Source organism: Bacillus cereus, assembly GCF_002561295.1.
Lineage (GTDB): Bacteria > Bacillota > Bacilli > Bacillales > Bacillaceae_G > Bacillus_A > Bacillus_A cereus_S.
In genome coordinates, this window is sequence record NZ_NTUG01000021.1 from 132,262 (window position 1) to 150,892 (window position 18,631).

Here is an 18,631-nt window from a genome sequence, read left to right on the forward strand (position 1 = left end):
AAAGATGGTTTGCTTTTCAGTTTTCCCCAGATAATAATTCTAAAATACGATTTAAATCTTCTTTATCGAAAAATTCTATTTCAATTTTCCCCTTTTCTTTCTTTGTTCCCTTAATTTTTACGCCTGTTCCAAATTTCTCTCTTAACAATGTTTCACGTTCTTCAAAGAATATATTTCGTTCTCGTTTTACTTTCTTTGTTTCACGTGAAACACGCTGATTCATCTGTTGAACAATTTGTTCTAACTGTCTAACATTTAATCCCTCTTTTTCAATACGCTTCAATAACAACTTTAATTGTTCTTCGTCTTTTATTGTCAGTAATGTCCGTCCATGTGCCATAGATAACTTTCCATCTGCAATCATTTCTTGAACAAAGGAGGGAAGGGTAAGTAAACGAACATAATTAGCAATATATGGCCTACTTTTTCCAAGGCGCTTTGCTAATTGCTCTTGCGTAACATTTAACTCATCCATTAGCATTTGATATGCCAAAGCTTCTTCCATTGGATTTAAATCTTCACGTTGTAGATTTTCTAACAAAGCAAATTCCATCATTTGCTGTTCATTTAAATCCCGAACGACAGCTGGTACTTTTTCAAGACAAGCTTCCTTCGCAGCACGATATCTTCGTTCCCCAGCAACAATTTCGTATCCTTTAATACTTTTTCTTACGATTAAAGGTTGTAAAATGCCATGTTCTTTAATGGATGCTGCCAATTCTTGAATTGCTTCTTTTTGAAAGTTTTTTCGCGGTTGATAGGGGTTTGGTCTTAACTCCGTTAGTACAATTTCTTGAATTTTCTCTTCCTCTTTTACATCTAAATCTGGGAAGAACGCATTAATTCCTCTTCCTAATCCTTTAGCCACCAGCAATCACTTCCTCCGCTAAATCTATATATACTTCTGCACCCCTTGATTTAGCATCATATTGCATAATCGGTTTTCCATGACTTGGCGCCTCACTTAAACGAACATTGCGTGGGATAATAGAACGATACACTTTATCTCTGAAATATTTCTTCACTTCATCTATAACTTGAATCCCTAAATTTGTACGCGCATCTAACATCGTTAATAGTACACCTTGAATTGCTAAATTTTTATTTAAATGCTTTTGTACCAATCGAACTGTATTCAGTAATTGACTCAATCCTTCTAATGCATAATATTCACACTGAACAGGAATAATAACAGAATCCGCTGCCGTTAATGCATTAATTGTTAATAAACCTAAAGATGGGGGACAATCAATAATAATATAATCATATTCATTACGAATTGGTTGCAGGGCTCTCTGTAAACGAACTTCCCGGGAAATGGTTGGTACCAGTTCAATCTCAGCACCTGCCAATTGAATTGTAGCAGGTAGAACATCTAAGTTTTCAGTTGCGGTTTTTTGTATAACTCCTTGGACCTCTGCATCTTCCACAAGAACATTATAAATACATTGATCTAACTCTGATTTTTCAATTCCTACACCCGTTGTTGCATTCCCTTGAGCATCGATATCAATAAGTAATACTTTTTTCCCTACCTGTGCTAATCCAGCTCCTAGATTAACAGACGTTGTTGTTTTCCCTACGCCGCCTTTTTGATTAGCAATAGCAATGATTTTTCCCATGATGTCACCTACTTTCAACCTTTCTATCTTATTCTAAAAATAATTATGTTTATTGTAACATGAAATAAAAACTTTTCTTTTGCATCCCTATTAAACTTCAAAATTTATTCTAAAACTCCTTCTTCATTTTAAAAAGAAAAATATAGGAAAGAGACCTCTCCTTATAGGATAAGATCTCTATTACATAAGACATTATTTTTTTTTAGGAATCTTAATTGTAATCTGATAGTATTCATCAAATTCTTCTTCTTCGGAATTCACATTCAAACCACTATTAGCAACCATTTCTAATGATTGTCTAATTGTATTCATCGCAATTCTCATATCACGACTTACTGCTTTTTGTTTTGCCTTACGCTTTGGTTTTACTTCTTCCAATAGCTTAGCAATACGTTCCTCAGTCTGTTTTACATTTAATTGCTTTTCTGTAACTTCTTGCAAAACCCTCAACTGTAATTCTTCATTTTTTAAGGGAATGAGAGCACGGGCATGACGTTCTGTAATACTCTTTTCTAACAATGCTTGTTTGATTTCCTCAGGCAACTTTAATAATCGCAACTTATTTGCAATTGTCGATTGTCCTTTTCCGAGCCTCTGTGCTAACGCCTCTTGTGTTAAATTATGTAACTCAATTAGCTTTTGATAAGCAACAGCTTCTTCAATTGCTGTTAACTCTTCACGTTGTAAGTTCTCAATTAAAGCGACAGAAGCCGTTTCCGTATCATTTAAGTTTTTAATAATAGCTGGAACCTTTTCCCAACCTAATTTTGTTGCAGCACGAAAACGCCTTTCCCCGGCAATAATTTCATACTTATCTTCTTCATATTGTCTTATAACAATCGGCTGAATAAGTCCATGCGTACGAATCGTTAAAGCAAGTTCATCAATACGTGCATCATCAAAAACTGTACGTGGTTGATAACGGTTTGGGACGATATTTGCTATCGGGATTTCTTGTATTTCCTCATATATTTTTTTATCTATTTCTTCATGGCTTTCGTCTTGTAATCGAAATTCGCTCTCTTTATCTCCAAAGCCAAATAAACGAGAAAACGTACTTTTCATACATATTCCACCACCTTTGGGCCTATTGAATGTCCTACATAAAAATGTTTCCTATGAAACATTTACGTTTTCATTTATATAATTTAATCTTACGTCTAATAAGATTTATTTTTCAATAGGTAATTTATTGGGTGTTCCTGGCTTACGCGGATATTTCTTTGGTGTTTTTCGTTTTTTCGAGATTGATAAAATATTACGTTCACTGTCTTCAAATGGTAATTGGAAAGTAGAAATCTCTTTTAACTCACCGCCAAGCACTTCTAAAGCATACTTACCATTTTCAATTTCTTCATTTGCAGCTGCACCTTTCATTGCAATAAATGTCCCACCTACTTTTACAAGTGGTAAACATAGTTCGCTTAGTACAGAAAGACGTGCTACCGCGCGTGCCATTACGATATCAAACGACTCACGTACACCGTCTTTTTTTCCAAATGTTTCAGCACGATCATGGCAAAATGCAACATCACTTAATTCTAATTTTTGTGCTAAATGATTTAAAAAGTTAATACGTTTTTGCAGTGAATCCACAATTGTTATTTTTAAATGTGGGAAACAAATTTTTAATGGAATGCTTGGAAATCCTGCTCCTGCACCGACATCACAAATAGAAAATGGTTTTGAAAAATCATAATAAAAAGCAGCTGTAATCGAGTCGAAAAAGTGTTTTAAATACACTTCCTCTTTCTCTGTAATAGCTGTTAAATTCATTTTTTCATTCCATTCCACTAATGTTTCAAAATAGATTTCAAATTGCTCTAATTGCCTAGGGGAAAGAGTAATTCCTCTTTCTCCTAGCATAGATTGAAATTGTTCTATGTTCATCTTGCCATATCTCCTTACTTATTTATTGGTTCGATACTCGCGCAATTTTTCCTTGTTCGATATACACAAGTAAAATGGAAATATCAGCTGGATTTACTCCAGAAATACGGGACGCTTGCCCCATAGACAGAGGACGAACATCTTTTAATTTTTGTCTCGCTTCAGAAGCGATTCCAGAAATCGCGTCATAATCAATATCTACAGGAATCTTTTTGTTCTCCATCTTTTTCATTCGATCCACTTGTTGTAAAGACTTTTCAATATATCCTTCATACTTCACTTGGATCTCAACTTGCTCTGCAATTTCATCGTTAATTTCCACTTCACTTGGCACAAGAAGACGAATATGTTCATATGTCACTTCTGTACGACGTAGCAAATCGCTTGCTCGTATACCATCTTTCAACTCACTGCCACCAATACTACGAATCAATTCCTGAACCTCAGGACGCGGTTTAATAATAAGACCTTCTAAACGTGCCTTTTCTTGCTCAACCGTTTCTTTTTTCATTGTAAAACGTTCATAGCGTTCATCAGGGATTAAACCAATTTCATGACCAATCTCTGTTAAACGAAGATCTGCATTATCATGACGCAATAACAGACGATATTCTGCACGAGATGTTAAAAGGCGATATGGTTCATTTGTCCCTTTTGTTACAAGATCATCAATTAAAACACCAATATAAGCATCTGAACGACCTAAGATTACTTCTTTCTTTCCTAATGAACGGCATGCAGCGTTAATTCCAGCCATAATTCCTTGGCCTGCCGCTTCTTCATAACCGGATGTACCGTTAATTTGACCTGCTGTATATAAATTTTTAATTTTTTTCGTCTCAAGTGTCGGCCATAACTGCGTTGGCACAATTGCATCATATTCAATTGCATAACCTGTACGCATCATTTCAACATTCTCTAAACCAGGAATTGTCTTAAGCATTTCACGCTGAACATCTTCCGGTAAACTTGTTGATAAGCCTTGTACATATACTTCCTGTGTATTACGTCCTTCTGGTTCTAAGAAAATTTGATGACGTGGTTTATCATTAAACCTAACCACTTTATCTTCAATCGAAGGACAGTAACGAGGACCTGTTCCTTTAATCATACCAGAATACATAGCAGAACGATGTAAATTTCGATCAATTAAACGGTGTGTTTCTTCACTCGTATATGTTAGCCAGCATGGAATTTGATCCATAATAAATTTTGTTGTTTCAAAAGAGAAAGCACGAGGTTTATCATCACCTGGTTGAATTTCTGTTTTGCTATAATCAATCGTACTACTATTTACTCGGGGTGGTGTACCTGTTTTAAAACGAACAAGTTCCAAGCCAAGTTCTTCTAAATGCTCCGATAATGTGATAGACGGTTGCTGATTATTTGGACCACTTGAGTATTTTAAATCGCCCATGATAATCTCACCACGTAAGAATGTACCAGTTGTAATTACAACTGTTTTCGCTGTATATTCAGCTCCAGATTGTGTAATTACACCTCTACATACATCATCCTCAACAATTAGACGTTCTACCATTCCTTGACATAACGTTAAGTTTGGTGTTTCTTCAATCGTTTTCTTTAATTCATGTTGGTATGAAAATTTATCCGCTTGTGCACGAAGAGCACGTACAGCTGGACCTTTCCCTGTATTCAACATACGCATTTGGATGTGTGTTTTATCAATATTACGTCCCATTTCGCCGCCTAATGCATCTATTTCACGTACAACAATCCCTTTCGCTGGTCCACCAACAGAAGGGTTACATGGCATAAAAGCAACCATATCTAAATTAATTGTCAACATTAATGTTTTGGAGCCCATTCGTGCTGCTGCAAGACCAGCTTCACATCCTGCATGACCTGCACCGATTACTATGACATCGTAAGAACCGGCATTGTATCCCATTATTTATTCCTCCTAAGATCATCTATCCTTCTAAATACCTATTTGTTATTTCCCTAAACAAAATTGAGAAAACAATTGATCAATTAGGCTTTCATGGACAGTATCACCCGTAATTTCACCAAGTATTTCCCACGTTCTTGTTAGATCAATTTGAACCATATCAATTGGAACCCCATTCTCTATTGCCTCAATAGCGTCTCCAATTGTTTTTTCTGCTTGCGTTAATAAACCAATATGTCTTGCGTTAGAAACATACGTCATATCAGCTGATTCAATTGCGCCTTCAAAGAATAAGTCTGCGATCGCCTTCTCTAACTCATCTACACCTTTTTCTTCAATAAGCGATGTTGTAATGATGCGATTGTCACCTGCTAATTTTGTAACGCGCTCCATATCAATTTGCTTTGGTAAATCTGTTTTGTTTACAATGACAATGAAGTCTTTTCCTTGTACCGCACGGAATAACTCTTCATCTTCAATCGTTAACGCTTCACTATAATTTACTACAATTAGAACTAAATCAGCTTGCCCCATCATCTCTTTTGAGCGCTCTACACCAATTCGTTCAACTACATCTTCTGTTTCACGTATTCCAGCAGTATCAATGAGTTTAAGGGGTACACCACGTACATTGACATACTCTTCAATTACATCACGCGTTGTTCCTGCTATATCCGTTACAATAGCCTTTTTCTCTTGAACGAGGCTATTTAATAACGAAGATTTCCCTACGTTAGGTCTTCCGATAATTGCTGTAGCAATTCCTTCTCGCAAAATTTTCCCTTGCTTAGATGTCTCCAATATTTTTTTAATTTCGCCACGAACATATGTCGCTTTTTCAATTAAAATATTGTGCGTCATTTCTTCGACATCATCGTATTCTGGATAATCTATATTTACTTCTACGTGAGCTAATGTTTCTAAAATTTCTTGACGAAGTCGACCAATTAAATTGGATAATCGCCCTTCCATCTGATTAATTGCTACACTCATTGCTCGATCCGTTTTCGCACGAATCAAATCCATTACAGCTTCTGCTTGTGATAAGTCAATACGCCCATTTAAAAATGCACGCTTTGTAAATTCACCAGGCTCTGCCAAACGTACTCCTTGAGCCAAAATAAGTTGTAATACTTTATTTACAGAGACAAGACCACCGTGACAATTGATTTCTACAATATTTTCACGCGTAAATGTCTTTGGCGCTCGCATAATTGACACCATTACCTCTTCAATAACTTGATCTGTATCTAAATCAACAATATGCCCGTAGTGAATCGTATGAGAAGAAACTGTCGTTAAATCTTTCCCTTTAAAAATGCGATTGACCTTTTCAATCGCATCCTCTCCACTTACTCGAACAATGGCAATTGCCCCTTCCCCGAGTGCCGTGGAAATTGCAGCAATTGTATCAAAATCCATGTCCTTTCACCTCACTTGCTTATTTCTATCTATTTCAACATGATTTTTACCTTCACTAAACTATTAGGATACCATAACGAACCTATCTGCAAAAGAATAATAACTCATTTTATTATGTCCTCATGTAAAAAACACTAAACTTATTCACAGTGGATAAGTTTAGTGTTTTCAGTTATCCACAACGTTTTTTCATACACTAGCAAGAAAAAAACCGGCGCTCATACGAGCAACCGGTTATTTGGAAGATATTACAACATGTCTGTGTGGTTCTTTACCTGCAGAAGTTGTAATTACATTTGGATGATTAGATAATGCTTGATGGATAATTTTTCTTTCAAAAGAAGGCATAGGCTCTAATACAACATTTTTTTTCGTTACCGTTACTTGTTTTGCTAATCGATAAGAAAGCGATTCTAACGTATCTTTTCGCTTACTACGATAGTTTTCAGCATCAATTGTGATACCGATATATTGCTTTGTACTACGATTCGCAACAAGTTTTGTTAAATATTGTAAAGAATTTAATGTATGTCCTCTTTTTCCGATCAATATCCCTACATCTTTGCCAGAAAGTATAAATTCGATTTCTCGACCCTTTACTTTTTTCGTAATCATCACATCCACACCCATTTCCTGAACAACACTTTGTAAGTATTGCTCTGCTTCTTGGATAGGATCTTTCTTCACTACAACTTCCACGATAGCTGGACGATTCCCGATAAGACCTAAGAATCCCCTCTTACCCTCATCAATCACATTCACATCTACTTGGTCCCTTGAAACTTTTAATTGGCTTAAAGCATCCTGTACTGCCAGCTCGACTGTTTGTCCTTTAGCAGTAATTATACTCACTTGCCTGATCCTCCTGCCTTACTAGCCTTAATGTCAGGCCCTTTGATCATATACATTTGAGCAATACCAAAGATGTTACCAACTACCCAGTATAGTGATAATGCTGCTGGGAAGTTAATTGCAAAGATTAAAATCATAATTGGCATAAGCCATATCATCATTGCCATTTGTGGATTTTGTCCAGCAGTACCTGCCATAGCAAGCTTTTGTTGAATGAATGTTGTAATTGCAGCAACAATCGGAAGGATATAGTACGGATCTGCCTGTCCTAAATCAAACCATAAGAATGTATGTTTACTAATCTCTTCCGTTCTCATAATCGCATGGTAAAATGCGAATAAAATCGGCATTTGAACGAAGATTGGCAAACAACCTGCTAATGGATTTACACCATTCTTTTGATATAACTGCATCATTTCTTGTTGTAATTTTTGTTGTGTTGCTTGATCTTTAGAGCTATACTTCTCTTTTAATTTCACCATTTCTGGTTGCAACGCTTGCATTGCTTTCGTACTCTTCGTTTGTTTAATCATTAATGGTAATAATGCAAAACGAATAATAAGAGTCGTAACAACAATCGCTAAACCATAATTACTACCAAATAATTTTGCAAAATACGTGATTAACTGAGAAAGCGGGTATACGAAATATTCATTCCAGATCCCTGTGCTTTTCGATGTAATCGGCAGATTCGTTTCACTACAGCCCGCAGTAAATGCCATTACTGCAATAACCATGGCTAGTAAGCCTATCTTCTTTTTCACAGCCTACTCCTCCTTGTTTCGGTATGTATATAGTGTAATTCATTTCCCTTTTCCTACGCTACTTGTTTGTAATTTTTATACCTGAGCGCTTAAAGGCATGAATTAAGCTTTTCTTTAATTGTTCATATGTCATATCTGCACAAGGCTTCCTTGCTATTATAACAAAATCTTTTCCAGAATCTATCTCATCTTTTAATTCTGTAATCGATTGACGAATCATACGCTTAATTCGATTACGCACTACTGCATTCCCTAACTTTTTACTAACAGAAAGACCAATGCGAAAATATGGTTGCTCTGCTTTTTCAAGCTGGTAGACCACAAACTGGCGATTCGCATTTGATTTTCCATTCTGAAAAACAGCTTGAAATTCATCATTCTTCTTTATACGATTCTTTTTCTTCATATCAATTGACACTCCTGTATTTCATCAGCGGAAATTCATTATTACTAGAAAAAAAGACCACTGAACGATCAGTGGTCTACGCAGATAATACTTTTCTTCCTTTACGACGACGAGCTGCTAGCACTTTACGTCCGTTCGCTGTGCTCATACGGCTGCGGAAACCATGTACTTTGCTGCGCTTACGTTTATTTGGTTGGTAAGTTCTTTTCATTATATGACACCTCCCTGAGGAATATCTGTTAAAGACAGTCTTATAAATTATAGTTAATCAACTAGGAAAATGTCAATGGTTCTCCAAATTTTCATCAAATATTCATTTAAAACCTATTCACAATTTTTTTCACAGTTGCTTTATTCCTTTGTGGATAATGTGTTTTTTGTTTTTTTATATCCACAAATTATTTTTTCGCTTTTACACAGTATATCGTATTGTGGACAAGTTTATTCCACAAGGTATTGATTTTGTGGATAACTTTCTAAAATTCATTGCTATCGCTACCTTTTTTTGATATTATAGTTGTGTTTTCACCTTGAACAAGTTTTCCACATTTGTATTTTATCCACAAATTGTGCATAACATGTGGACAGTTTTAATGACATGTGGGTAAATAGTTTTCCACATTTGTATTTTTTGTCGAAAACTCTATCTCTTATACAAACGACGTTTTTAGGTTTTAAAATACGTTTCGTATAAATATACATTCATCATTTTTTAAGGTTGTACAATCGTTGCACAACCTTATTCTTTTACCATCTTTGTAAAGGAGGGACACCCTTGGAAAATATCTCTGATTTATGGAATAGCGCCTTGAAAGAACTAGAAAAAAAGGTGAGTAAGCCCAGTTATGAGACGTGGTTAAAATCAACTAAGGCACATGCCTTAAAAAAAGATATATTAACAATTACAGCTCCAAATGAATTTGCTCGCGACTGGCTAGAATCTCATTATTCAGAGCTCATTTCAGAAACACTTTATGATTTAACAGGAGCAAAATTAGAAATTCGCTTTATTATTCCCCAAAGTCAAACTGAAGAGGAGATTGACTTTCCTCCTGCTAAAAAAAATAAGACAAACGATGAGTCAATTCACTTACCACAGAGCATGTTAAATCCAAAATATACATTTGATACCTTTGTTATTGGCTCTGGGAACCGTTTCGCTCATGCAGCTTCATTAGCTGTTGCTGAAGCACCAGCAAAAGCATATAATCCGCTATTTATTTACGGGGGCGTCGGGCTTGGAAAAACACACTTGATGCATGCAATTGGACATTATGTTATTGAACACAATCCGAATGCCAAAGTGGTTTATTTATCATCGGAAAAATTTACAAATGAATTTATTAACTCAATTCGTGATAACAAAGCTGTTGATTTCCGTAATAAATATCGTAATGTCGATGTTTTACTTATAGATGATATTCAATTCCTTGCTGGAAAAGAACAAACACAAGAAGAGTTCTTCCATACATTTAATGCACTTCATGAAGAAAGCAAGCAAATTGTAATCTCAAGCGATAGACCACCAAAAGAAATTCCGACATTAGAGGATCGACTTCGTTCTCGTTTTGAGTGGGGACTTATTACAGATATTACGCCACCAGACCTAGAAACTAGAATTGCAATTTTACGGAAGAAGGCCAAGGCAGAAGGTCTTGATATCCCAAATGAAGTCATGCTCTATATTGCAAATCAAATTGACTCAAACATTCGTGAACTAGAGGGTGCACTTATTCGAGTTGTTGCTTATTCATCCCTAATAAATAAAGATATCAACGCCGACTTAGCTGCTGAAGCACTAAAAGATATTATTCCAAATTCTAAACCAAAGATTATTTCTATTTATGATATCCAAAAAGCTGTTGGAGATGTCTTTCAAGTTAAATTAGAAGATTTCAAAGCAAAAAAACGCACGAAGTCAGTCGCATTCCCTCGCCAAATTGCAATGTATCTATCTCGTGAGTTAACGGATTCATCTTTACCTAAAATTGGTGAGGAATTTGGCGGACGTGATCACACAACTGTCATTCATGCCCATGAAAAAATTTCAAAGCTATTAAAAACTGATACACAACTTCAAAAACAAGTTGAAGAAATCAATGATATTTTAAAGTAGTAGCTGAATAGTGTGAATAACTTTCCTTATTTTACACACAGTCTATCAACATGTGGATAGACTGTTTTTCCGTCTCTAAACGGGGTTATCCACATATCCACAAGCCCTACTACTATTACTACTATTTTTTATCTTTATTAAATAAATAAAATCTTATACTTGCCGGAGGTTTTCTCTATGCGTTTTACAATTCAAAAAGACTACCTTGTAAGAAGTGTACAAGATGTAATGAAAGCTGTTTCCTCTCGTACAACGATTCCAATTCTTACAGGGATCAAAGTTGTAGCAACTGAAGAAGGTGTTACATTAACAGGAAGTGACGCTGATATTTCAATTGAATCTTTTATCCCAGTTGAAGAAAACGGGAAAGAAATTGTTGAAATAGCACAATCAGGGAGTATTATTTTACAAGCAAAATATTTCAGTGAGATCGTAAAAAAATTACCAAAAGATACAGTGGAAATTTCTGTAGAAAATCATTTTATGACAAAAATAAAATCAGGAAAATCAGAGTTTAATTTAAATGGTTTGGATTCTGCTGAATATCCACTGTTACCACAAATTGAAGAACATCATGTATTTCAGATCCCAACAGATCTACTCAAACATATGATTCGTCAAACAGTATTTGCCGTTTCAACTTCAGAAACTCGTCCGATCTTGACAGGTGTAAACTGGAAAGTATATAACAGCGAATTGACTTGTATTGCAACAGATAGTCACCGATTAGCACTTCGTAAGGCGAAAATTGAAAGTCATACAATTTCTAATGAATTTCAAGCGAATGTTGTTATCCCTGGTAAAAGTTTAAATGAATTAAGCAAAATTCTAGATGAGTCTGAGGAAATGGTAGATATCGTTATTACGGAGTATCAAGTATTATTCCGTACGAAACATTTATTATTCTTCTCAAGATTGTTAGAAGGAAATTATCCAGATACAACACGTTTAATTCCAGCAGAAAGTAAAACTGATATATTTGTAAATACAAAAGAGTTTTTACAAGCGATTGATCGTGCTTCTTTACTAGCGAGAGATGGTCGCAATAATGTCGTGAAGTTATCGACGTTAGAAGAGCAGATGTTAGAGCTTTCTTCGAATTCACCAGAAATCGGGAAAGTAGTAGAGGAAGTTCAATGTGAAAAAATCGAAGGGGAAGAATTAAAAATCTCCTTTAGTGCAAAATATATGATGGATGCATTAAAAGCATTAGATAGTACAGAAATTAAAATTAGCTTTACTGGAGCGATGAGACCATTCTTGATTCGTACAGTAAATGATGATTCTATCATCCAATTAATTTTACCAGTCCGTACTTACTAAGTAAGAGTTGAGGGTTGCTAGTTAAGACATGCTAGTGGCCCTTATTTGATTTTAGAGGATGTTCAAAAAGTCCGGTAAATAGAGCTGCTGCATTTTTTCGCTTTGGTCATCAGTTCGGTACTTATGTAGTTTCACCTACAATCCGTATCCCTTGGCTTTCGCGCCTTGAACTGCTCCGCTCTATTTATCCTCCTTTTGGAGATATACTTTTATGGGTATTACTTTCCTAATGCTAGTTTATTTAGTACAATGAAAGAATGAACACTTTCAGAAAGTGAGCGATTTTATGAAACGTATTAAGATTTCAACTGAGTACATTACACTAGGGCAATTCTTAAAGTTAGCCGATATAATTGATACAGGCGGTGCTGTTAAATGGTTCTTACAAGAATACGAAGTGTATGTTAATCAAGAACTTGAAAACAGAAGAGGCCGAAAGTTATATGCAAATGATATTGTTGAAATTCCGGGGAACGGAACATTTCAAGTTCAAGCATAAAGGGGGAGCCCTTTGTATATTACAGAATTACAATTAAAGAATTATCGCAATTATGAATATCTAGATCTTTCCTTTGAGGATAAAGTGAATGTAATTATTGGTGAAAATGCTCAAGGGAAAACGAATTTGATGGAAGCTATTTATGTATTGGCGATGGCCAAGTCTCATCGAACTTCGAACGATCGTGAGCTCATCCGGTGGGATGAGGATTATGGTAAAATAAAAGGTAGATTACAAAAACGAAATAGTTCCCTGTCTTTAGAATTAAATATTTCTAAAAAAGGGAAGAAGGCGAAATTAAATCAACTAGAACAACAAAAGTTAAGCCAATATATTGGCGAAATGAATGTTGTTATGTTTGCCCCAGAAGATTTAAATCTTGTAAAAGGAAGCCCTCAAGTACGAAGACGCTTTTTAGATATGGAACTTGGACAAATAGCTCCTGTTTATTTGTATGAATTAAGCCAATATCAAAAAGTGCTCACGCAGCGAAATCACTTGCTTAAGAAAATGCAAGGGAATAGTAAAAATGAGGAAGCGATGTTGGATGTATTTACAATCCAACTCATTGAACATGGTGCGAAAATTTTGCGGAAACGTTTTGAGTTTCTGCATTTACTACAAGAATGGGCTGCTCCAATCCATCGTGGCATTAGTAGAGGATTAGAGGAACTAGAAATAGTTTATAAACCGAGCGTAGATGTATCAGAATCAATGGATTTGTCGAAAATAAAAGAAGTATACTATGAAAGTTTTCAATCTGTGAAACAACGTGAAATTTTCCGTGGTACGACTTTAATTGGTCCTCATCGTGACGATTTACAATTCTTCGTTAATGGTAAAAACGTTCAAGTCTTTGGTTCCCAAGGACAACAACGAACAACCGCACTTTCCCTAAAGTTAGCTGAAATTGAATTGATTTATTCAGAGGTTAAGGAATATCCGATCCTCTTATTAGACGATGTATTGTCAGAATTAGATGATTATCGTCAATCACATCTGTTAAATACAATTCAAGGAAAAGTGCAAACATTTGTGACAACGACGAGTGTCGACGGAATTGAACACGAAACATTAAAGCAAGCGAAAACAATTCATGTAAAAAGCGGCACGGTAGATTGTGAAATAGACAGAACGTAGTTTCTGTTCAAAGAAAAGTAGGTGATCTTTGTGTCAATGGAACAAAAACAAATGCAGGAAAATGCATATGATGAAAGTCAGATTCAGGTGCTAGAAGGATTGGAAGCAGTCCGAAAGCGTCCGGGTATGTATATTGGTTCTACAAGTGGAAAAGGTCTTCATCACCTTGTTTGGGAAATTGTAGATAACAGTATTGACGAAGCGTTAGCAGGATACTGTGATGAAATTAATGTTGCTATTGAAGAAGATAACAGCATTCGTGTAACAGATAACGGTCGTGGTATTCCAGTTGGTATACAGGAAAAAATGGGACGTCCTGCTGTAGAGGTTATTATGACTGTACTTCATGCTGGTGGTAAATTTGGCGGTGGCGGTTATAAAGTTTCCGGTGGTTTGCATGGTGTGGGTGCATCGGTTGTAAATGCTCTATCAACAGAGTTAGAAGTATTCGTACATCGTGAAGGCAAAATTCATTATCAAAAGTATGAACGAGGCATCCCGGTTGCGGATTTAAAAGTAATCGGTGATACAGACCACACTGGGACAATAACTCGATTTAAGCCAGATCCAGAAATTTTTAAAGAAACGACAGAATACGATTTTGATACATTAGCAACTCGTATGCGTGAATTGGCATTTTTAAATCGTAATATTAAATTAACAATTGAAGATAAGCGTGAAAATAAACAAAAGAAAGAGTTTCACTATGAAGGTGGAATTAAGTCTTATGTGGAGCATTTAAACCGCTCAAAGCAACCAATTCATGAAGAACCTGTATATGTAGAAGGTTCAAAAGATGGAATTCAAGTTGAAGTTTCTCTGCAATATAACGAAGGTTATACAAATCATATTTATTCGTTTACAAATAACATCCATACGTATGAAGGCGGTACACATGAGGTTGGTTTTAAAACTGCTTTAACACGTGTAATTAATGATTATGGTCGGAAAAATAATATTTTAAAAGACGCTGACAGTAACTTAACTGGTGAGGATGTCCGTGAAGGTTTAACGGCGATTGTTTCAATTAAGCATCCAAATCCACAGTTTGAAGGGCAGACAAAGACTAAGCTTGGAAATAGCGAAGCGAGAACGATTACAGAGTCTGTCTTCTCAGAAGCGTTTGAGAAATTTTTACTTGAGAACCCGAATGTTGCTCGTAAAATTGTAGAAAAAGGAACGATGGCAGCACGCGCGCGTGTAGCAGCGAAAAAGGCTCGTGAATTAACGCGCCGAAAAAGTGCATTAGAAGTATCGAGTTTGCCAGGGAAATTAGCTGATTGTTCTTCTAAGGATCCAGCAATTAGTGAAATTTATATCGTAGAGGGTGACTCTGCGGGAGGTTCTGCGAAACAAGGACGTGATCGCCACTTCCAAGCGATTTTACCGCTTAAGGGTAAAATTATTAACGTTGAAAAGGCACGATTAGATAAGATTTTATCTAATGATGAAGTGCGTACAATTATTACGGCCATTGGTACAAACATTGGCGGAGATTTTGATATTGAAAAAGCACGCTATCATAAGGTTATTATTATGACTGATGCCGACGTTGATGGTGCGCATATTCGTACTCTATTATTAACGTTCTTCTATCGTTATATGCGTCAAATTATTGAGTACGGCTATATCTATATCGCACAACCGCCGTTGTTTAAAGTACAACAGGGTAAAAAAATACAATACGCTTATAATGATAAAGAGCTTGAAAAGATACTATCAGAGTTGCCAGCTCAGCCGAAACCAGGGATTCAGCGCTACAAAGGTCTTGGGGAAATGAATCCAACTCAGTTATGGGAAACAACAATGGATCCAGAGGTACGTTCATTACTTCAAGTCTCTCTGCAAGATGCAATTGAAGCAGATGAAACATTTGAAATTTTAATGGGCGATAAAGTAGAGCCGCGTCGTAATTTTATCCAAGAGAATGCAAAATACGTGAAAAACCTTGATATTTAAGTAAGTAATGACAGGAATCTAAGTATTCCTGTCTTCTACATATAAATCAATGTATGTGTAACGGAAATGTAAGAGGAGGTGCTCGTTGATGTCAGATAATCAACAACAAGCACGAATTCGAGAAATTAATATTAGTCATGAAATGCGTACCTCATTTTTGGATTACGCAATGAGTGTTATCGTATCTCGTGCACTACCAGATGTTCGTGATGGATTAAAGCCTGTGCATCGCAGGGTTTTATATGCAATGAATGATTTAGGGATTACTGCTGATAAAGCGTATAAAAAATCAGCGCGTATTGTGGGTGAAGTAATTGGTAAGTATCACCCACACGGTGACTCAGCTGTTTATGAGACAATGGTACGTATGGCACAAGATTTTAGTCAACGTTATATGCTTGTTGATGGACACGGTAACTTTGGTTCTGTTGATGGGGATTCGGCGGCAGCAATGCGTTATACAGAAGCAAGAATGTCCAAAATCTCCATGGAATTAATACGTGATATTACAAAGAATACAATTGACTATCAGGATAACTATGATGGATCTGAAAGAGAACCAATTGTATTACCAGCGCGTTTCCCTAACTTATTAGTAAATGGGACGACAGGTATCGCAGTTGGTATGGCAACAAATATTCCACCCCATCAACTTGGGGAAGTGATTGATGGGGTATTGGCACTGAGCCATAATCCTGACATTACTATTGCGGAATTAATGGAGTGTATCCCAGGACCTGATTTCCCTACAGCGGGTCTGATCCTAGGGAGAAGTGGAATCAGAAGAGCTTATGAAACTGGTCGCGGTTCTATTATTCTTCGTGCTAAGGTTGAAATTGAAGAAAAGCCGAATGGTAAACAAACTATTATTGTGACTGAATTACCTTATCAAGTTAACAAAGCACGATTAATTGAAAAAATTGCGGAACTAGTTCGCGATAAGAAAATTGAAGGTATTACAGATTTACGTGATGAATCAGATCGGAATGGTATGCGTATTGTTATGGAGGTACGCAGGGATGCGAATGCTAACGTACTATTAAATAACTTATATAAACATACAGCACTGCAAACAAGCTTTGGTATTAATATGCTTTCGCTTGTAAATGGGGAACCACAAGTATTAAACCTGAAACAAAACTTATACCATTACTTAGAACATCAAAAAGTAGTAATTCGTAGACGTACTGCTTATGAATTAGAGAAAGCGGAAGCACGTGCTCATATTTTAGAAGGATTACGAATTGCGTTAGATCATCTTGATGAAGTTATTACTTTAATTCGTAGTTCAAAAACTGCTGATATCGCAAGACAGGGTTTAATGGAACGTTTTGGTTTAAGTGAGAAACAGGCGCAAGCGATTTTAGATATGCGTCTGCAACGTTTAACTGGATTAGAACGTGAAAAGATTGAACAAGAATATCAAGATTTAATGAAGCTAATTGCGGAATTAAAAGCGATTTTAGCAGATGAAGAAAAAGTTCTTGAAATTATTCGTGAAGAATTAACTGAGGTAAAAGAACGCTTTAATGATAAAAGACGAACAGAAATTACAATTGGCGGTATGGAATCTATCGAGGATGAAGATTTAATCCCAGAACAAAATATCGCAATCACACTTACTCATAATGGTTACATTAAAAGGTTACCAGCTTCTACGTACAAAACACAGAACCGTGGAGGACGTGGTGTACAAGGAATGGGTACGAATGATGATGACTTTGTTGAACAATTATTGACAACGTCTACTCATGATCATATTTTATTCTTTACAAACAAGGGTAAAGTATACCGTACGAAAGGATATGAAATTCCAGAGTATAGTCGTACAGCGAAAGGTATACCAATTATTAATTTACTAGGAGTAGACAAAGGCGAGTGGGTCAATGCGATTATTCCAATTCGTGAGTTTGGTGATGATCAATACTTATTCTTTACAACGAAATATGGAATTTCTAAGAGAACACCTCTTTCTTCGTTTGCAAATATACGTACAAATGGTCTAATTGCAATTTCTCTTCGTGAAGAAGATGAAGTAATCTCTGTACGCTTAACATCTGGTGATAAAGATATTATCGTTGGAACAAGTAACGGTATGCTAATCCGTTTCAATGAGCAAGATGTACGTTCTATGGGACGTAATGCAGCGGGTGTAAAAGCTATTACATTAGGTGATGAGGACCAAGTTGTAGGTATGGAGATCGTTGAAGAAGATATGAATGTTTTAATTGTAACAAAGAATGGTTACGGAAAACGTACACCAATTGAGGAATACCGCCTACAAAGTCGCGGTGGTAAAGGTCTAAAAACATGCAACATTACAGATAAGAACGGTAAGTTAGTAGCGGTTAAATCTGTAACGGGTGAAGAAGATATTATGTTAATCACAGCTGCGGGTATTATTATCCGTATGCCAGTTGACCAAATCTCTCAAATGGGGCGCAATACGCAAGGTGTACGCTTGATTCGTTTAGAAAATGAACAAGAAGTAGCAACGGTAGCTAAAGCACAAAAAGATGAAGATGAAGTTGAAAATGAAGAGACTTCGGAAGAATAAAAGAGGGGAATTTCCCCTCTTTTATTTTTTTTAGAATAATACTTGCATAGATATATAAAAGTCTATATAATAGGCAGAGTCAGCAAATGAGAGATACAAGTTATCGAAAAAAACTTGTTGACGAAAATAATATACTGTGTTATATTATAAAAGTCGCTGAAACGCGACG

The 18,631-nt window shown here is 36.0% G+C and carries 16 protein-coding genes; 6 read left to right on the forward strand and 10 right to left on the reverse strand.

Annotation, left to right across the window (positions count from 1 at the left end; translation table 11 throughout):
• Positions 1-16: 16 nt before the first annotated feature.
• From CN373_RS14655 to rpmH, 10 genes are all read right to left on the reverse strand, one after another.
• The gene (locus CN373_RS14655) at positions 17-868 is read right to left on the reverse strand and encodes a ParB/RepB/Spo0J family partition protein (RefSeq protein ID WP_001051811.1); all 852 of its coding nucleotides are present in this window, start codon (positions 866-868) and stop codon (positions 17-19) included.
• Positions 861-1,622, reverse strand: coding sequence for a sporulation initiation inhibitor protein Soj (soj, locus tag CN373_RS14660; RefSeq protein WP_000516112.1), 762 nt, complete (start codon positions 1,620-1,622; stop codon positions 861-863). The genes CN373_RS14655 and soj overlap by 8 nt, the downstream gene beginning before the upstream one ends.
• 192 nt (positions 1,623-1,814) lie before the next feature.
• On the reverse strand, positions 1,815-2,687 hold the full coding sequence (gene noc / locus CN373_RS14665) for a nucleoid occlusion protein (protein WP_098359594.1): 873 nt from the start codon (positions 2,685-2,687) through the stop codon (positions 1,815-1,817).
• 105 nt (positions 2,688-2,792) lie between these two features.
• Positions 2,793-3,512: a 16S rRNA (guanine(527)-N(7))-methyltransferase RsmG gene (gene rsmG, locus CN373_RS14670; protein ID WP_001019634.1), complete on the reverse strand. Its 720-nt coding sequence runs from the start codon at positions 3,510-3,512 to the stop codon at positions 2,793-2,795.
• A 22-nt stretch (positions 3,513-3,534) separates the two neighbouring features.
• Complete coding sequence (gene mnmG, locus CN373_RS14675; protein WP_098359595.1) at positions 3,535-5,424, reverse strand: tRNA uridine-5-carboxymethylaminomethyl(34) synthesis enzyme MnmG; 1,890 nt, start codon at positions 5,422-5,424, stop codon at positions 3,535-3,537.
• A gap of 45 nt (positions 5,425-5,469) precedes the next feature.
• The gene (gene mnmE, locus CN373_RS14680) at positions 5,470-6,846 is read right to left on the reverse strand and encodes a tRNA uridine-5-carboxymethylaminomethyl(34) synthesis GTPase MnmE (RefSeq protein WP_098359596.1); all 1,377 of its coding nucleotides are present in this window, start codon (positions 6,844-6,846) and stop codon (positions 5,470-5,472) included.
• A gap of 234 nt (positions 6,847-7,080) precedes the next feature.
• Entirely contained in the window at positions 7,081-7,698 is a 618-nt protein-coding gene (gene jag, locus CN373_RS14685; RefSeq protein WP_000022811.1) for an RNA-binding cell elongation regulator Jag/EloR, read from the reverse strand.
• Positions 7,695-8,462, reverse strand: coding sequence for a YidC family membrane integrase SpoIIIJ (spoIIIJ, locus tag CN373_RS14690; protein WP_000726763.1), 768 nt, complete (start codon positions 8,460-8,462; stop codon positions 7,695-7,697). Before spoIIIJ ends, jag begins: the two co-directional genes overlap by 4 nt.
• A 58-nt stretch (positions 8,463-8,520) precedes the next feature.
• Positions 8,521-8,868, reverse strand: a complete 348-nt coding sequence (gene rnpA, locus CN373_RS14695) for a ribonuclease P protein component (RefSeq protein ID WP_000728889.1) — start codon at positions 8,866-8,868, stop codon at positions 8,521-8,523.
• Between the two features lie 76 nt (positions 8,869-8,944).
• A complete protein-coding gene (gene rpmH / locus CN373_RS14700) occupies positions 8,945-9,079 on the reverse strand; it encodes a 50S ribosomal protein L34 (protein WP_000831901.1) in 135 nt (44 codons plus the stop codon).
• Between the two features lie 564 nt (positions 9,080-9,643).
• On the opposite strand from rpmH, the gene dnaA reads away from it, so the two are divergent.
• The 6 genes from dnaA to gyrA all read left to right on the forward strand — a co-directional run bounded on the left by dnaA (position 9,644) and on the right by gyrA (position 18,462).
• The gene (dnaA, locus tag CN373_RS14705; protein ID WP_098359597.1) at positions 9,644-10,984 is read left to right on the forward strand and encodes a chromosomal replication initiator protein DnaA; all 1,341 of its coding nucleotides are present in this window, start codon (positions 9,644-9,646) and stop codon (positions 10,982-10,984) included.
• A gap of 177 nt (positions 10,985-11,161) precedes the next feature.
• The gene (gene dnaN / locus CN373_RS14710) at positions 11,162-12,307 is read left to right on the forward strand and encodes a DNA polymerase III subunit beta (protein WP_001212893.1); all 1,146 of its coding nucleotides are present in this window, start codon (positions 11,162-11,164) and stop codon (positions 12,305-12,307) included.
• A 286-nt stretch (positions 12,308-12,593) separates the two neighbouring features.
• On the forward strand, positions 12,594-12,806 hold the full coding sequence (gene yaaA, locus CN373_RS14715) for a S4 domain-containing protein YaaA (protein WP_000821363.1): 213 nt from the start codon (positions 12,594-12,596) through the stop codon (positions 12,804-12,806).
• A 12-nt stretch (positions 12,807-12,818) separates the two neighbouring features.
• Positions 12,819-13,946 carry a DNA replication/repair protein RecF gene (gene recF, locus CN373_RS14720; protein ID WP_098359598.1) on the forward strand — a complete coding sequence of 376 codons (1,128 nt, stop codon included), beginning with the start codon at positions 12,819-12,821 and terminating at the stop codon, positions 13,944-13,946.
• Between the two features lie 36 nt (positions 13,947-13,982).
• Positions 13,983-15,905, forward strand: a complete 1,923-nt coding sequence (gene gyrB, locus CN373_RS14725) for a DNA topoisomerase (ATP-hydrolyzing) subunit B (RefSeq protein WP_000435977.1) — start codon at positions 13,983-13,985, stop codon at positions 15,903-15,905.
• Positions 15,906-15,993: 88 nt separating this feature from the next.
• Positions 15,994-18,462, forward strand: coding sequence for a DNA gyrase subunit A (gene gyrA / locus CN373_RS14730; protein WP_098359599.1), 2,469 nt, complete (start codon positions 15,994-15,996; stop codon positions 18,460-18,462).
• Positions 18,463-18,631: the final 169 nt, after the last annotated feature.

Excerpts from the sequence above, each read along its gene's own strand:
- soj (WP_000516112.1), bottom strand. The coding sequence starts at position 1,622 with ATGGGAAAAATCATTGCTATTGCTAATCAAAAAGGCGGCGTAGGGAAA.
- noc (WP_098359594.1), bottom strand. The coding sequence starts at position 2,687 with ATGAAAAGTACGTTTTCTCGTTTATTTGGCTTTGGAGATAAAGAGAGC.
- rsmG (WP_001019634.1), bottom strand. The coding sequence starts at position 3,512 with ATGAACATAGAACAATTTCAATCTATGCTAGGAGAAAGAGGAATTACT.
- mnmG (WP_098359595.1), bottom strand. The coding sequence starts at position 5,424 with ATGGGATACAATGCCGGTTCTTACGATGTCATAGTAATCGGTGCAGGT.
- mnmE (WP_098359596.1), bottom strand. The coding sequence starts at position 6,846 with ATGGATTTTGATACAATTGCTGCAATTTCCACGGCACTCGGGGAAGGG.
- rnpA (WP_000728889.1), bottom strand. The coding sequence starts at position 8,868 with ATGAAGAAAAAGAATCGTATAAAGAAGAATGATGAATTTCAAGCTGTT.
- rpmH (WP_000831901.1), bottom strand. The coding sequence starts at position 9,079 with ATGAAAAGAACTTACCAACCAAATAAACGTAAGCGCAGCAAAGTACAT.
- dnaN (WP_001212893.1), top strand. The coding sequence starts at position 11,162 with ATGCGTTTTACAATTCAAAAAGACTACCTTGTAAGAAGTGTACAAGAT.
- yaaA (WP_000821363.1), top strand. The coding sequence starts at position 12,594 with ATGAAACGTATTAAGATTTCAACTGAGTACATTACACTAGGGCAATTC.
- gyrB (WP_000435977.1), top strand. The coding sequence starts at position 13,983 with ATGGAACAAAAACAAATGCAGGAAAATGCATATGATGAAAGTCAGATT.
- gyrA (WP_098359599.1), top strand. The coding sequence starts at position 15,994 with ATGTCAGATAATCAACAACAAGCACGAATTCGAGAAATTAATATTAGT.